Raw genomic sequence first — 14,226 nt, 5'->3', positions numbered from 1 at the left:
CTTGGTTTGTAGTAAGGACTTTAGTCCTCTTATCCTAGTTGAGTCAAGAAGGACTAAAGTCCTCACTACAAACTTGGGTTTGCTAATTCATGCAAATAGGGAAAAACAGGGGAATAAAGATGAAAGAGCAAAATGTCAAGGATGGAACTGGGAAGAAGAAAAAGCACTTTTTCTTTCTTTTACCTTTGGTTTTTTGCATTTTAAATTTAGTGACTGGATGCGTTCAGTACGATGTCGGAGTCAACTTTGACAGTCAAACTCACGGCGCAATCGTGCAGCACATTAAACTGGGCGAAAGGTTAACAAGCTTCAGCAGCGAAACAGTTGGAGATTGGTTGAAAAGTGTAGAAAAGCGGGCGAGATTCCTCGACGGAAAAACTAAACGGCTTTCTGAGAGAGAAGTTATAGTGACGATTCCATTCAATAATGGAGCCGAATTAGAAGACAAGTTCAACCAATTTTACAATCCGATCGCAAAAACTGCAAAATCTCGCGTCGCAAGTCCCCTAGAAACCGATTTGCCCAAGTTTGAATCTCATCTGAGTGTCAAGCAGAATAATTTGTTGTTGGTGCTGCGAAATCGGTTAAGTTTGGAATTGGATTTGCGCTCTCTGGCTCTGGTTTCCTCAAACGGCAGTCCTCTGCTGAATCCGGGGGGACTTTTGGAGCTAGACTTTAGCTTGAACACGCCCTGGGGTGCCGAAAATATTTCAACTACTGTCGCCGGTGCGCTGGTTCCCCAAAGCTACCAGCAGGGAAAGCAGTTAGTTTGGAAGCTGAAACCCGGAGAAGTTAACTATTTGGAGGCGACATTCTGGATTCCAAGTCCCGTAGGAATTGGAGCGCTGATTATTGCCTTATTTATGGCGGCGGGCTTTGCTGTAAAATATAAACTATTGCCAGCACTGGGAATCGGTAAGCAACCGCAAAATATCGGTCAAGCCTAAATCTGTAATCTGTTTCTCAATTGGAGGTCGCACTTGGATGACTGAACTTTTGGTCATCCAAGGGGGCATTATCAAGATGCGATCGGATTTTTTGTGAATTGAGTCGCCGTATACAATGATTAATTGACCAGACTTGATATTATTAATACAAACAGGCCGCATCTGCTAAAAGATATTGACAAATAGCAAACAATTTGCTTTACCGGAATTGAGAATTAGGAACAGAGAAAATGCGATCGCTAAATTTCTTCTTCATCTTTCTGATTTGCTTGGCTCTAGTATTGTTCAGCATCGAAAATACAGAGCCGACCACCGTTCAAATTATTAAAGGCGTCCAAGTTAAAGCCCCGCTGTGTGTAGAACTAATTGTAGCGACAGGATTGGGAGCTGTTTTAGCGTGGCTGTTCAGTTTGTGGTCGAGAATGCAGCGAACCCTCGCCTCTCGCCAAGAAATCCGCCAAGTTCGCGAAAAAGAGCAGCAAATTCAGGAGTTACAACAAGATATCGAACGCTATAAAGCAGAAGTAGAAGCAAAACAACCTTTGTTAGAAAGTGCAGAACTGACAAGTTTAGGAACAGCAGCAGCCGAGGTCAAAGCTGGGTAAATGTATCTGGTAATTAAATTGAGTTCCTCTCTGGTTTGTGGCGAGGGCAAATCTCAAATCTCAGTTCTGCACCCACGATTGGTTAGAAACCTATACGGTTTTTCCGACAACACCTAACCACAAATAATTGGTTGAAAGCCCCAAGCCGGAGCGGGAGAAATTAACATCAGATTATTAATTACTCTAATCCTCGGGCTTAAGGGTAGAGGTCACTCTCAAACTGTCAACTGCCAACTGTCAACTGTCAACTGTTCAAGCAAGCCTATTTATTTGTAGGTGAGTGTATAGCGGTTTTCAGAAAGATTCGCGGACGTTGTTGGGCTTGGGCCCTCTTAGTGGAACTGGTTATGTAAGCTGTCAGTCGTACCTCATCTTTTTGAGAAAGGCTATATCATATCATGTCCGGTAAATTACTATCATAAAAACGGTTTGTAGTGCGGACTTTAGTCCGCTCTCAAGTGGCGGACTAAAGTCCGCACTACAAACCTTACTTATTGCGGTCAATCGACCGGACATGATATCAGCCATAAATCTAAAATCTAAAATCTAAAATCTAATGGTTGTTTCCAGAGACCAAGATGGTTTAGAAACGATTTCTGAGGGGATCGCAATTTTAATTGATTTAGCAGAACGGGGAGAAATCGATCCTTGGGACGTTAAGGTAATTGAAGTGTTCGATCGATGTTTGAGCAAGCTGACCAACGCCTCTGATGCCGATCAGAGTTCGGATTTCTCCGATTTGTCCCACTCCGGCCAAGCGTTTTTGTACGCTTCAATGCTGGTTTTGCTCAAAGCAGAAAGTATTGTCCTCTCAGAACCCCCGCCGAATCCCGAATTGGATGAAGCAGCCCTCGAAGACACAGAGCACTCAGGAGGGCGACATTTGCCGCAGCATCTGGAGCGACAACTGCGCCGTCGCGGTGTAGCTCAACTGCCACAAAAACGCCCGGTGACTCTCCCAGAACTAATCGAGCAGTTGCAGTTGATGAAAGCTGCGATGGAGCAGACTGTTGCCCCCCGGCGCCGCCCGACTTCAAAAATGCGATCGCAAGCTGCCCAGGCTATCTTTGAGCTAGCTCACCAAGAAAATCTCGTGGAAACTGCTAGCGAGCTCGATCGATTTCTGGCAGAACGGGGCCAGGAAATTGACGAGGGTTGGCTCGACTTGGACAAATTGCTGGAACTCTGGCACCATCACGGTTTTAACTCCTCTTCCCACCCCGACCCCCCGCTATCGACTGAGGAAGTTCATTTACCAAACTATGACCGCGTGGGTGTTTTTTGGGCGTTGTTGCTGCTCTCGGCTCAGTCTAAAGTAGAGTTGCTTCAAGAGGAGTTTTACCAAGACCTCAAAATCCGGGCGCTTTGAGCTTGGATGTGCATCAAATAGGCTTCTGGGGCGGGTTTACCAGTCTTTGGAACTCTTGACTGTCGGACGAACCTGCCTTCAGAGGACTTTTAGGTACATTTACCCGGACTTGAGATTATTTCTGATTTCTGATTTCTGATTTCTGGTTGGTTAAATCCAGGCAAATTGAGGATAAATGATTGATAGCCTGCTAGGATATCGCCTATAAACAGGTCAGTCGATTCTCCATTTTAGATTTGACATACTTCGACTTGGCTCAGTACAAGTTTTAGATTGACTTGCAGCGCAGTGAATCAGGGAGCTGGAACTAGAGTCTAAAATTTTGAAATCGAGCCTGACGCTCGCGTCAGGGGCTTATACCCGTTTTTGGGCGGGGTAAGGATGGTGCTGCGATCGAATCGATCGCAACCGCTAGCATCTAATTGTTGAGTTGATATTAATTAACAGAGGGTTGAGGAATTAGTAATGAAAGCGATGATTCTGGCGGCCGGTAAAGGCACTCGCGTCCGTCCAATTACTCACACGACACCAAAACCGATGATTCCGATCCTGCAAAAGCCAGTGATGGAATTTTTGGTTGAATTACTCCGCCAGCACGGATTTGACCAGATTATGGTCAATGTTTCCCACTTAGCAGATGTAATTGAAAACTACTTCCGCGACGGTCAAAAGTTTGGAGTACAAATTGGCTATTCTTTTGAAGGGCGGATTGAAGACGGACAAATGATTGGAGAAGCCGTCGGTTCTGCTGGCGGTATGAGGCGAATTCAGGACTTCTCGCCGTTTTTTGACGATACTTTTGTGGTTCTGTGCGGCGACGCTTTGATAGACTTGGACTTGACTGCTGCTGTGAAGTGGCACAAAGAAAAAGGGGCGATCGCTACTATTGTAATGAAATCTGTTCCCCGCGATGAGGTTCCCAGTTATGGAGTGGTGGTAACAGACGATTCTGGCAGAATTAAAGATTTCCAAGAAAAACCTTCTGTAGAGGAAGCTCTGAGTACCGACATCAACACTGGTATTTATATTTTTGAACCGGAAATATTCAATTATATTCCCGCTGATACGGAATATGATATAGGTTCGCAGTTATTTCCCAAGCTGGTCGCAGCAGGCGCGCCTTTTTACGGCATTAGCATGGACTTCGAGTGGGTAGATATCGGGAAAGTTCCTGACTATTGGCGGGCAATTCAGAGCGTGCTGTTGGGAGAAATTAAAAATGTTTCGATTCCGGGCGTTGAAGTGCGCCCCGGCGTTTACGCTGGCTTGAATGTAGCTGTCAACTGGGACAAAGTTGATATTACCGGGCCTGTTTACATTGGTGCGATGACGAAAATTGAAGACGGAGCAAAAATTGTCGGCCCGACAATGATCGGCCCTAATTGTTGGCTTTGCAGCGGGGCGACTGTAGAAAACAGCGTGATTTTTGAGTATTCCCGTTTGGGGCCGGAGGTGCGATTGGTTGACAAACTGGTGTTCGGGCGCTACTGCGTTGACAAAACTGGCGCGTCGATCGATTTGCAAGCGGCGGCTCTCGATTGGCTGATTACTGATGCCCGTCAAGTGTTACCAAATATACTAGGAGAAGAGCGACGGGCGATCGCAGATATTCTCAGCACTGCTGACTAATTGGTAATTGGGAATTGGGAATTGGGCATTGGGCATTGGGAATTGGGCATTGGGCATTGGGCATTGGTAATTGCTAAAGTTCTCCGTTTGCACTCTACCTAGTCAGTCATTAGTCATCAGTTATCAACTAATGACAGTTGACAGTCATTTGTTAACAGTTAACAGTTAACAAATGACTAATGACTAATGACTAATGACCAGGGCTGTTTCATTCTCAGGTAAATAATCGTTTTGTAGGGGCGGTGCGACCCCTACTCCCCGTGCGGGCCCTCCCTGTCCACGATTTTGTGCGTGTTTCAGAGATTGGGGCAGCCACGGGGGGCGGCCCCTACAAGAGAATGAAACAGCCATGACTACTGACTACTGACTACTGCCAACTGCCAACTGCCAACTGCCAACTGCCCACTGACTAAGACTGCAAATAAGTATATTGGGTGAGACTCCGCTCATAATTTTGCAGTAAAAGTTGAGCCTCCGAAAGAGTAATTTTATTTTGCTGCAAAGCTGATTCTGTCTGACGGCGGATGCTTTCAACCAAACTTTCTGCATCGTACTGTACGTAGCTGAGTACTTCTTTCATCGTGTCTCCCTTCACAACGTGTTCAATATGATATCCCGAAGGAGTGAGCTGAATGTGAACCGTATTTGCATCGCCGAATAAGTTGTGAAGGTTGCCCATAATTTCTTGATAAGCACCTCCCAAAAACAGCGCTAAATAGTAAGGTTCTCCAGGTTTGATTGTATGCAGTTCCAGAACTGACTTGACATCTCGCAAATCGATAAATTGGTCGATTTTGCCGTCGCTGTCGCAGGTAAGATCTGCTAAAATACCGCGCTGAGTCGGTTCTTCATCGAGCCGGTTAATTGGCATAATAGGAAACAATTGGTTAATAGCCCAACTGTCTGGCACTGACTGAAAAACAGATAAGTTGATGTAATAAATGGACGCCATCACCTTTTCTAAGTCTTCCAAATCTTCCGATACATAGTCTTTTTGCCGCGCGATTGTCTGTATTTTATCGCAGCAAGCCCAGTACAACTGTTCGGTTTTCGCCCGTTCCGCAATTCCTAGATAGCCTAAGTTAAATAAACTGACTGCTTCTTCCTTGAATTGGATAGCATCGTGATAGACTTCTTGGTAATTTTCGGGAGTGATAGATTGGTAAATTTCGTAGAGATTGCGCGGAATTTGGTGCGCGTTTTCGTCTACCGGTTCTGGTACTTCTCTGGGAACATCGCTAGTCCCGAGTACGTCAAAAACTAGGACTGATTGGTGAGATGCGATCGCCCGCCCGCTTTCGCTAATGATAATTGGCACAGGAATTTTCCGCTCGTCACAGGCATCTTTAACTCCCGCTACTACGTCGTTGGCGTAGTTTTGCATATTGTAGTTTTTGGAAGCGTGGAAGTTGGTTTTAGAGCCGTCGTAGTCAACGCCGAGCCCGCCCCCTACGTCCAAATATTTCATGTTAGCTCCCAATTTAGCCAATTCTACATAGATGTGGCTGGCTTCTCGAATGGCATCTTTGATGACGCTAATTGAGGAAATTTGAGAGCCGATGTGGAAGTGCATTAACTGCAAACAGTCGAGCATTCCAGCTTTTTCTAGTTCGCCGACTGCGCGGATAATTTCAGGAATTGTCAAGCCAAATTTTGCCCGATCGCCCGTGGAACCTCCCCAGCGGCCAACACCTTTGGTAGTGAGTTTGGCTCGCACTCCCAAAATCGGTTTAATTCCTAATGCAATGCTCGCGGCGATTGCGAGTTCTACTTCCTCAATTTGCTCTAGCACAATTACGGCCGTTTGACCCAGCCGCTGCGCTAAAATGGCGGTTTCTATGTATTCGCGGTCTTTGTAACCATTACAAATTAACAAAGCCCCTGGAGTTTTTAAGGTCGCCAAAGCTATCATTAATTCTGGTTTAGATCCGGCTTCCAGTCCGAAGTGATGGGGTTGACCGAAACGCACCAAATCTTGAATTAATTGTCGGTGCTGGTTGCATTTGACTGGAAAAACACCGCGATAGACATTTTTGTAATTGTAGCGGGCGATCGCTCTGGCAAAACAGGAATTGAGGCGATCGATCCGGTCTTCCAAAATATCAGAAAATCGAATTAGCAGCGGCAAAGCCAAATTTCGCTGCTTGAGCGATTCTACCAGTTCGCACAAGTCGAGGGAACCGCCGCGATCGCCCTTGGGAGAGACTGTAACGTGACCGGCAGCATTAATCGAAAAATAGGGTTCGCCCCAACCTTGAATTCGGTACAGTTTCTCGCTATCTTCTATTGTCCAAGATTTTTGTGGCACTTGAGCAGCAGCTACCAAAGCACTGTGCGATACAGTCAAACTCGTGACTGTTTGTGGCTGAGTCGATAGCGGCTCGATATCGGAGGAAGCAGCGGTGGCTGGTGAACTCATCTTATCGGAAACCTCTTTTAGGACTGGTCAAATAGATAGTTTATCGCAAATATTGGGTTTCCTGATGTAGTTGAAAATTCACTTTGGGTGCAAGGCTGAGCGATTTGACATTTGAGATTTGACTCCACACATAGATGAAAGTGGGGATTGAACTAAAATTTCAACTGCGATTTCTCTCGACGACTCATGTCTTCAAGCTGTGTATCCCATGTGGGTGAACTTGGAAACTCAGTTTCCGAGTTCACCTGCGCCAAGAGTCTTGTCGGGCGATCGATCGCCCGACACACTCTCGCCCAGTACAGTTAAGAAAGTTTCACCTGCAAAACCCTGCGAACAAAAGATACTGCGATTGGTTCGTTTCTCCCAAAGAAAACTGACAATCGCGTATTGCAATCTAACCAAAAATCACCTCCGGCGGTGCCATGTCAGCCCCCATAATCAGCCCCCCGTGACTCTTAGACTTCTTCAAGCCCGGTTGAGGCGCTTTTTCTTGGCTTTTTGGAGACGGTGCAACAGAAGCGGGCGGTGTCACCTGTGGCTCCACTGCATTGGCCCCAGGTACAACGGGTTGCTGCGACAACCAACCCACACCCCCTATCGCCCCAGCCATCAAAGCAGTGTAGCCGATGTACAAATGCACCGGACTCATTTGAAAGCCTTCGCCGGAGTCGGAGTTGGAAGCAGACAAATAGGTACTGGGAATGATTGGACTTGGAGCGGGTTTTGGCAAAGCATTCGCCATCGCGGTGCCGTCTAGCCCTAAGGCGTCGCCCAATCTGCGGATAAAACCTCTAACGTAAATATCTTGGGGCAGTTTGTCGATTTCCCCATTTTCGATCGCTTCGATGTGGTGCAGCGGCACGAGAGTTTGACTGTGGACTTGCTGGATGGATAGCGATCGAATTTGCCGTCCCTTACGCAACTCTCTACCCAACTCCCGCAGGCACTCTTCTCGCTCTTGAACTGCTAAAGCTGCTTCCTCTTCCTTGGTAAGTTTTTTCTCCTTCTTGGGAAAACCAAACCCTGGGAAGGATTTAGCGGGGGCGATGACAGTTGCAGGTGCAGCCGAATCGACTTTAATTTCGTCTTTGAGTGCTTCTTTGTTTTCTTCTAAAGTGTTAGAATCTCGATCGCAATTTTCAGTCTCGGACTCTGTTGCAACAGGAGCTTCCACAGTAGCACTGCGCCAATAGAAAACAGGAGCAGGTACTGGTGGCTCTTCTTCTTTGACATAGGATGCGGTGTCACTTGGAGCCGCGACACTCTCTTGGACGACTTGTATTTCCGTTTTGTTTGGTTTGGGAAATCGATCGAATGCGAGCTTGACTGCTTCTCTGCTAACTGCTCTAATTAAAATTTCGGCAGCAGATGCTGCTTCGCCCAACATGGTTTGCAAGCTAGCTAGAGCTTGGCTGTAGGTGTCGCTACAGAGGAGTTCAGCTTCTATTTGACCGAGAACAGAACGAAAACTTTCTTGAGAAATTTCAATAGTTGCGTGATCTGTCACCCCAAAATAAGCCTCGGGTTTCAGTGCCATGATGTTTGTGTTGTCTTGCTAGAAGGTATCTGAGTACGTTCTTCTAAAGCTTGGCAGTGATTCCGGATGCCACTTGGGGGATAGTGGGATAGTCCGGGAGGTGGGATAGTCGGGGAGAGGGGGAGATTGGGAGAGGGGGAGATTGGGAGAGAATACCCATTCTCAATTACCAATTACCAATTACCAGAAAGTATTGGTCGAAAGCCCGCCCGCCTGCTCGGGAGAAATTAAAATCAGACTATTCATTACTCGATTCCTCGGACTTAATGGTAGAGGTAGCTCTCAAACTGTCAACTGTCAACTGTCAACTGTCAACTGTTGAACAATTCCCATTTTCTATTGCTTGTGGATGCGATCGAGCAACCAAAGAGCACCGATAATCCCGACAAAGTGGGCAACAGTCGCGTGAGTATTGGCTAGCACCACAAATATGTCTAAAGGCTGAATAAATCTGCTGAAATCTACTGCCGCACCGAACAAAGCTTGCGGCTGAGCTAAAGATTTGGCTAACAGCGTGCCGCTGATAGCTTCTGCGCCGATTAGTGTCAGCAGCATTCCTGATAAGTTGCTCATCAGTGTCAACTGCACTTGTTTGATCGTGTCTGCTTTTTTGGGGCGGACAGCGTTGGCGGGCGATCGCAATTCTCTCGACAAGCGGGTGAAACGGAAAGCGCGATACACGCTGTAACCGAGCACGGCCAGCCCGCAAAGAGCAAAAAAGACGCCGCCGCCGGTGCCGGCACTGGTTGAACTCCCAGGCGCAGTGGCGCTCGGGATAGCAAAGGGAATGGCAAAGAGCAAAATAATCGTCGCTACCACCGCCAGCACTGACTGTACCCAGAAGCACACCCAGCCTGCTGTCCGAAGGGCAAAGGCAACTCGCTGTGCAGCTACCGGAAGCTTATCGTTATCTAACTGATTAGTCATATTTTGAACGGATATAATTGAGTGGCTTTAATTGGCAACAGTTTTTTTAGCGTGGACGGTTGATGGCGGTTAACCCTCCTTATAATGGAAGCAGAAATGTTTAAGATTTGTAACTAACATTCGATTTCACTAGCGTCGATCGCAAGGTATCCAAAGCAATGACACAACTACAACCTACCGTCACTCCCAAACTGGATCAACCAAAGTTTGGCTTCAACAGCTACGCGGAACGCCTGAACGGTCGAGCCGCGATGATTGGTTTTTCCCTAACTTTAATTATCGAGTATGTCACAGGGCAGGGGTTGCTGGCCTGGTTAGGTCTCAACTAATTTTAGCAAGGGCGCGGTCAGTAGATTTTAGATTTTAGACTTCGGCTAGTGCGAGCGTCGAACGATTTTACATTTGATGCCACAGGTTTATCTGGGAAAAGGAACAGGAGTCTAAAATTTGGGGATTGACCCTAAGCGAGCGTTGATGGCTTGTACCCGTTTTTGGGCGGGTCAACCTCATATTTTGTATGGACTGTCACCCGCAAGGGTGTCACCCTGCTGACCGCGACCACTTCGCGAATTGATTAGAATATTAGTTAGAAATCAAGCCCAGCGACTTGTCGATCGAGAAACATCGGTTTAAAGAATGCAAGAGCTAGCTTTGGGTTTGTATGTCGGATGAAATTTTGATGGGGCAAGCTTGGCAATTTGGCCTCGCTCCCGTACAATTCCCGACAGGCGAGAAGATTAATTGAGGTGAAGCTAGTTTTAAAGCTAGAAATCCCGATCGCACCGCCAACTCTAAGTTTTAGAGATTGAATAAATATAGAACAGAGTAAAACCAAATGAATGCTTCGTGGACGCGACTTTTGAAGTCAGCTTACCGTAGAGAGCCAATTACCAGCTTCGTTGTGACAGTGGGCCTTGTCGATGCAGCCATAGGCAGCATTGGTGCGAGCGGTTCTTTATTGGCTTTTGGGCTGGGTACTGCTGGGGTAGCGATGGGTCTCCGTTGGTGGCAAGTTTACCGCTCTGGAGGCGAACAGCCCGCCCCTGCTGCCGAATACTATCTTCCTCCTCAGTCTTCTCGACCTCAGTTGCCGACGCTCAACAACGTGTCTAAGAAAAATCCTCCTTATTAAGATTAGCGGGCAACGGCGACGGGGGTGAGGTGGCGATCGCGCCACTCTGCATCTGAGCCAATACTAAACATAGGATCAAAAAAGTCTTTCGATCTTCGATCTTTGAGGCTTCGTTTATGAATATTACTGTTGCCGAGAAACTGTACAAAATTGGCTCTGTAGCGGGTTGTAGCGGTTTATCGGTGAAAACTGTTCGTTACTATGACGAGATGGGCTTGTTGTCTCCGGCGGTAGAGCGCTCGCCGGCTGGTTATCGCTTGTTTGGGGAAGCGGTATTCAACAGGTTGGCGTTTATTAAACGATCTCAGGCTCTGGGTTTGAGCCTTCAGGAGATTAAGGATATTTTACAAGTTCGCGATCGGGGAGAGTTGCCTTGCTCTGAAGCGAAGCAGCATCTAACGGCGAAGGTTGAGGCAATTTCCGGGCAAATTGCAGCGTTAGAAACTTTGAAAGGGGAATTGCAAGGAATTCTCAACCGCTGGCAAGAGCAACCCTCCCCGGAGTGTATTACTCGCACCATTTGTCCGAACATTCAGCGGGATTGAGCAACGGCAGAAAGATACAAAAAAAGGGAAGGAATTATCGGTTTCCTTCCCTTTGTTGTTTGGTTTGTGGTTTGGTGGGCGATCGTTTTGGCGATCGTGCTGAGCTTTTAACTGTTTTCGGAGAGTTTGCTGTTGCTTTTTGAGCTGTCGAGCCCTGGCCGATCCGCCTTTGCCTTTGGAGTTTCTGCCCTCGCTGCGGGGAGACTCCCAACTTTTTAGTCTCATGTTTTTATTTATGTGTACTACTTATATAGTACACCGCCACCATTGCAGTGTCAAGTAATTTATGGCCTTTCTGGTGTAACAGTGCGGTGCTCTTATGGAAGAGGGAATAGGGAATAGGGAATAGGGCATTGGATTGGAATCCGTATCTCACCACGCTTGACAACCGCTATATTAGACAAGATTGCATAAGTCTTCGATCGCTCCTTCAACCGCAGATGTCAGACAGATGCAACACAGATCGACGCAGATAATTTCAGGGTGTTTTCCGATTTTTGCAATTCAAGTCTAATATTTGAGAACACAACTATAGCGGTTCTCAGAAAGATTCACGGACGTTGTTGGGCTTGGGCCCTCTTTCTCTGGGTAGTTATGTAAGCTCTCAGTCATACCTGATCTTTGTGAGAAAGGGTATATCTATTTCATTCTACTTAAAATTTAGGATTGTAGCCAGAAATTTTCATGCTCAGGCTCGCGAATTAAATAATTTACACATATTTGTGGGATGGGCGTCTCGCCCGTCCAGAAAGCATGAGCGGGACGCCCGTCTCACAAGAACAATAAAAATTGTAAGTTGTTATTTAATTCTCATTCCTTAGTTTGATTTTTCGCTCAGTCCAAATATTTCCTAGGCATTGCAGCATCTGTAAAAATTGGTAGCGTTTCCCAAATTTTCAGCCATTCCGGCAATTCCGCTAATGTTTTGAGCTGAAGCGACATTTCTACTAAGGAAAATTCTAACTTGTGGAAATCTTGAATAAGTTCGGCTTTCAAAAAAAATTCACTTCTAGCTAAATCTGGAGCATTAGTCGCGAATGCTATACTATTGCCAGCATCTAAATTGCATATATAAACTTGTGCGAACACAGTTTGAATTGTTTTAACCGCCGCTGCATTAAACTCTTGTTTGTGGAATAGGTGGATAGCTACAACGCCCGTATGTGACAAGTGCGTTTTGCAGAGTTGGTAAAATTCTTGTGTCACCAATGGATAGGGCATATAGCCGCTGCCAAAACCAGCATCTACAATAATTATATCTTTTTTTATCGTGGGATTTTGTTCGGCAAGATATTGACGACCATCTTGAATCGCTACTTTTAGTCTGTCATTGAATTGAATGCCAAAAAACTTTTGAGCAACTTCGACAACTGTTGCGTCTATGTCGGCAGATTCGACTATCGCGTTAGGGAAATAGTGATGCAAAATTCTGGGAAGAGTGCCACCCCCAAAACCGATTATATAAATATTTCTTGGTTGAGTTTGCCAGAGTAATGCTAATAGCATTGCTTGGGAATATGGAAATATTAATTTAAGTGGATTGTTGAGGTCGAGGATTGATTGAGCTACACTTGTAGTCAAAGTTTCTCTATCTACCAAAACCAGGAGCAAGCATGATTTATCTTTTTTGATTGCTACGATGCTGTCGCCGGAATCTTGTTGAAATATGATGCCGTCTGGCTGTTTTTTAAGCCAGTCAATCTCTTGGTTGGCAATTGCTAAATAATACCAATTATCTAAAATTGTGCAACACTCTTCGACCCCCCCTAGCCCCCCCTTGCTAAGGGGGGGGACAAGAATACTGTTATTTCGTTGAAAATTGGTATAGTTATTGTTTTGCTTGCCTGTATCATAATTCATAGTATTCTAAATTAGACGTTTGAGATTAAAAATTGATGACTAAAATCGTGGTTGGGATCTGACGTATAGTTTCATTATTGTTGAGAACTTATATCAAATCTAAAATCTAAAATCTAAAATCGAATCACCTCAAACCCAATAATAGCGCGATTCCGCCGATCGCACAAACCACGCCCACAAAAGCCCGAAAACTAACCTTTTCGCCGGCGAGTACGGCTAGAGGCAGTACAAACAGGGGACTTGTAGAGCTCAGTGCTTGAGCGATGGCTGCGGGTGCATATTTCAGGGAAGTCTGTTGCAGGAAAATTCCGAGATAGGTTCCCAAAAAAGCTGCTAAAATTATTGCACCTAATATTTTTGGGGCTTTTAATTGTTGCAAAGTGCCAAGGTTTGTGGGGTTGAGAAAGCACAGCATGACTGCCATACCGCCGCTCAAACGCAAAGCCGCTGTCCACAAGGGATCGATATCTATTTGAGCAAATGCAGCGCGGGATAAAACTGCTCCGGCTGCGTGGGCTGTTTGTCCTAATAAACTAATGCCTAATCCTTGCCAAAGATGTTTTGATGGTAAGGTTGTTTCGGCTGTTGTTTCGGCTGTTCTTTCGGCAATCACCCAAGCTACACCGCAGATTGTTAAAAGAATGCCTGTACAAGCAATAGGCGATAGCTTTTCTTGCAAAAATATCAAGCCGAATAAAGCTGTCAAAGGCGGAGATAGGGTTTCTAGAAGCAGCGCTCGCCTCGCGCCTAAATATTTTAAGACGATAAAGAAAGCGGTGTCTCCGATGCCAATTCCTAGGGCGCCGCTGATGAGCAGCATTGTTAAGATATTGGGGTTGACTGCTGGTAAGGATTTACCTAAAATTAGTATGGTGGCAAGAAGCATGACCAGGGCGATCGCGCCTTTGAGCAAGTTTAGTACAACTGCCGGGATTTGCTGTCCGACTCGCTGCCAAATCGTGGAAGATAGAGCCCAGACAAATGCAGCACCTAAAGCGGCGATTTCACCCATAAAGTTATTGGTTATTGGTTATTGGTTATTGGTTATTGGTTATTAGTTAAGCTGCTCTGCATTTAAATTGTGTGTCAAAAAAAATCTTTCTTGTGTGGGCGTCCTGCCCGTTCTGAATAGGCGTTGCTGAATCAAGGTATGAATGCTCCAGGAATGGGAATATCGTCAAACTTCAAGTAATGTATTAATAATTTAATAGAATGCTTGAGCATTTCCTCACATTTAGAATAACAAAGAGTCTTGC

12 protein-coding genes are annotated in these 14,226 nt (G+C 45.9%); 7 read left to right on the top strand and 5 right to left on the bottom strand.

Annotated features, from left to right (window positions below):
• Nucleotides 1-119 precede the first annotated feature (119 nt).
• From QZ938_RS11160 to QZ938_RS11145, 4 genes are all read left to right on the top strand, one after another.
• The gene (locus QZ938_RS11160) at nucleotides 120-947 is read left to right on the top strand and encodes a DUF3153 domain-containing protein (protein WP_293351487.1); all 828 of its coding nucleotides are present in this window, start codon (nucleotides 120-122) and stop codon (nucleotides 945-947) included.
• A gap of 230 nt (nucleotides 948-1,177) precedes the next feature.
• On the top strand, nucleotides 1,178-1,552 hold the full coding sequence (locus QZ938_RS11155) for a LapA family protein (protein WP_293153976.1): 375 nt from the start codon (nucleotides 1,178-1,180) through the stop codon (nucleotides 1,550-1,552).
• A gap of 556 nt (nucleotides 1,553-2,108) precedes the next feature.
• Nucleotides 2,109-2,921 carry a segregation/condensation protein A gene (locus QZ938_RS11150; RefSeq protein ID WP_293351489.1) on the top strand — a complete coding sequence of 271 codons (813 nt, stop codon included), beginning with the start codon at nucleotides 2,109-2,111 and terminating at the stop codon, nucleotides 2,919-2,921.
• 465 nt (nucleotides 2,922-3,386) lie between these two features.
• The gene (locus QZ938_RS11145; protein WP_293332888.1) at nucleotides 3,387-4,550 is read left to right on the top strand and encodes an NDP-sugar synthase; all 1,164 of its coding nucleotides are present in this window, start codon (nucleotides 3,387-3,389) and stop codon (nucleotides 4,548-4,550) included.
• 409 nt (nucleotides 4,551-4,959) lie between these two features.
• Here QZ938_RS11145 and speA read toward each other — a convergent pair whose 3' ends face one another.
• The 3 genes from speA to QZ938_RS11130 all read right to left on the bottom strand — a co-directional run bounded on the left by speA (nucleotide 4,960) and on the right by QZ938_RS11130 (nucleotide 9,433).
• The gene (gene speA / locus QZ938_RS11140; protein ID WP_293351491.1) at nucleotides 4,960-6,969 is read right to left on the bottom strand and encodes a biosynthetic arginine decarboxylase; all 2,010 of its coding nucleotides are present in this window, start codon (nucleotides 6,967-6,969) and stop codon (nucleotides 4,960-4,962) included.
• A 394-nt stretch (nucleotides 6,970-7,363) separates the two neighbouring features.
• On the bottom strand, nucleotides 7,364-8,506 hold the full coding sequence (locus tag QZ938_RS11135; protein WP_293351493.1) for a helix-turn-helix domain-containing protein: 1,143 nt from the start codon (nucleotides 8,504-8,506) through the stop codon (nucleotides 7,364-7,366).
• Between the two features lie 336 nt (nucleotides 8,507-8,842).
• Entirely contained in the window at nucleotides 8,843-9,433 is a 591-nt protein-coding gene (locus QZ938_RS11130; RefSeq protein WP_293153987.1) for a DUF3611 family protein, read from the bottom strand.
• A gap of 158 nt (nucleotides 9,434-9,591) precedes the next feature.
• Here QZ938_RS11130 and QZ938_RS11125 point away from each other — a divergent pair, with 158 nt between their 5' ends.
• From QZ938_RS11125 to QZ938_RS11115, 3 genes are all read left to right on the top strand, one after another.
• A complete protein-coding gene (locus tag QZ938_RS11125) occupies nucleotides 9,592-9,762 on the top strand; it encodes a hypothetical protein (RefSeq protein ID WP_293153989.1) in 171 nt (56 codons plus the stop codon).
• A gap of 506 nt (nucleotides 9,763-10,268) precedes the next feature.
• A complete protein-coding gene (locus tag QZ938_RS11120; protein ID WP_293153991.1) occupies nucleotides 10,269-10,565 on the top strand; it encodes a hypothetical protein in 297 nt (98 codons plus the stop codon).
• Nucleotides 10,566-10,681: 116 nt separating this feature from the next.
• A complete protein-coding gene (locus QZ938_RS11115) occupies nucleotides 10,682-11,110 on the top strand; it encodes a heavy metal-responsive transcriptional regulator (RefSeq protein WP_293351495.1) in 429 nt (142 codons plus the stop codon).
• Between the two features lie 834 nt (nucleotides 11,111-11,944).
• On the opposite strand, the gene QZ938_RS11110 is transcribed toward QZ938_RS11115, so the two are convergent.
• Nucleotides 11,945-12,970 (bottom strand): spermidine synthase, encoded by a 1,026-nt coding sequence (locus QZ938_RS11110; RefSeq protein ID WP_293351497.1) that lies wholly within the window; start codon nucleotides 12,968-12,970, stop codon nucleotides 11,945-11,947.
• Between the two features lie 124 nt (nucleotides 12,971-13,094).
• Nucleotides 13,095-13,982 (bottom strand): DMT family transporter, encoded by an 888-nt coding sequence (locus QZ938_RS11105; RefSeq protein ID WP_293157141.1) that lies wholly within the window; start codon nucleotides 13,980-13,982, stop codon nucleotides 13,095-13,097.
• Between the last annotated feature and the right edge of the window lie 244 nt (nucleotides 13,983-14,226).

Source organism: Microcoleus sp. CAWBG27, from assembly GCF_020883145.1.
Taxonomy (GTDB): Bacteria; Cyanobacteriota; Cyanobacteriia; order Cyanobacteriales; family Microcoleaceae; genus Microcoleus.
Note: the sequence above shows the minus strand (reverse complement) of the source record. Positions and strands in the feature narration are given on the sequence as shown.

Coding starts and splice junctions, on each gene's coding strand:
- QZ938_RS11120 (WP_293153991.1), top strand. CDS start 10,269: ATGAATGCTTCGTGGACGCGACTTTTGAAGTCAGCTTACCGTAGAGAG.
- QZ938_RS11150 (WP_293351489.1), top strand. CDS start 2,109: ATGGTTGTTTCCAGAGACCAAGATGGTTTAGAAACGATTTCTGAGGGG.
- QZ938_RS11135 (WP_293351493.1), bottom strand. CDS start 8,506: ATGGCACTGAAACCCGAGGCTTATTTTGGGGTGACAGATCACGCAACT.
- QZ938_RS11115 (WP_293351495.1), top strand. CDS start 10,682: ATGAATATTACTGTTGCCGAGAAACTGTACAAAATTGGCTCTGTAGCG.
- speA (WP_293351491.1), bottom strand. CDS start 6,969: ATGAGTTCACCAGCCACCGCTGCTTCCTCCGATATCGAGCCGCTATCG.
- QZ938_RS11130 (WP_293153987.1), bottom strand. CDS start 9,433: ATGACTAATCAGTTAGATAACGATAAGCTTCCGGTAGCTGCACAGCGA.
- QZ938_RS11110 (WP_293351497.1), bottom strand. CDS start 12,970: ATGAATTATGATACAGGCAAGCAAAACAATAACTATACCAATTTTCAA.
- QZ938_RS11125 (WP_293153989.1), top strand. CDS start 9,592: ATGACACAACTACAACCTACCGTCACTCCCAAACTGGATCAACCAAAG.
- QZ938_RS11105 (WP_293157141.1), bottom strand. CDS start 13,982: ATGGGTGAAATCGCCGCTTTAGGTGCTGCATTTGTCTGGGCTCTATCT.
- QZ938_RS11160 (WP_293351487.1), top strand. CDS start 120: ATGAAAGAGCAAAATGTCAAGGATGGAACTGGGAAGAAGAAAAAGCAC.
- QZ938_RS11155 (WP_293153976.1), top strand. CDS start 1,178: ATGCGATCGCTAAATTTCTTCTTCATCTTTCTGATTTGCTTGGCTCTA.
- QZ938_RS11145 (WP_293332888.1), top strand. CDS start 3,387: ATGAAAGCGATGATTCTGGCGGCCGGTAAAGGCACTCGCGTCCGTCCA.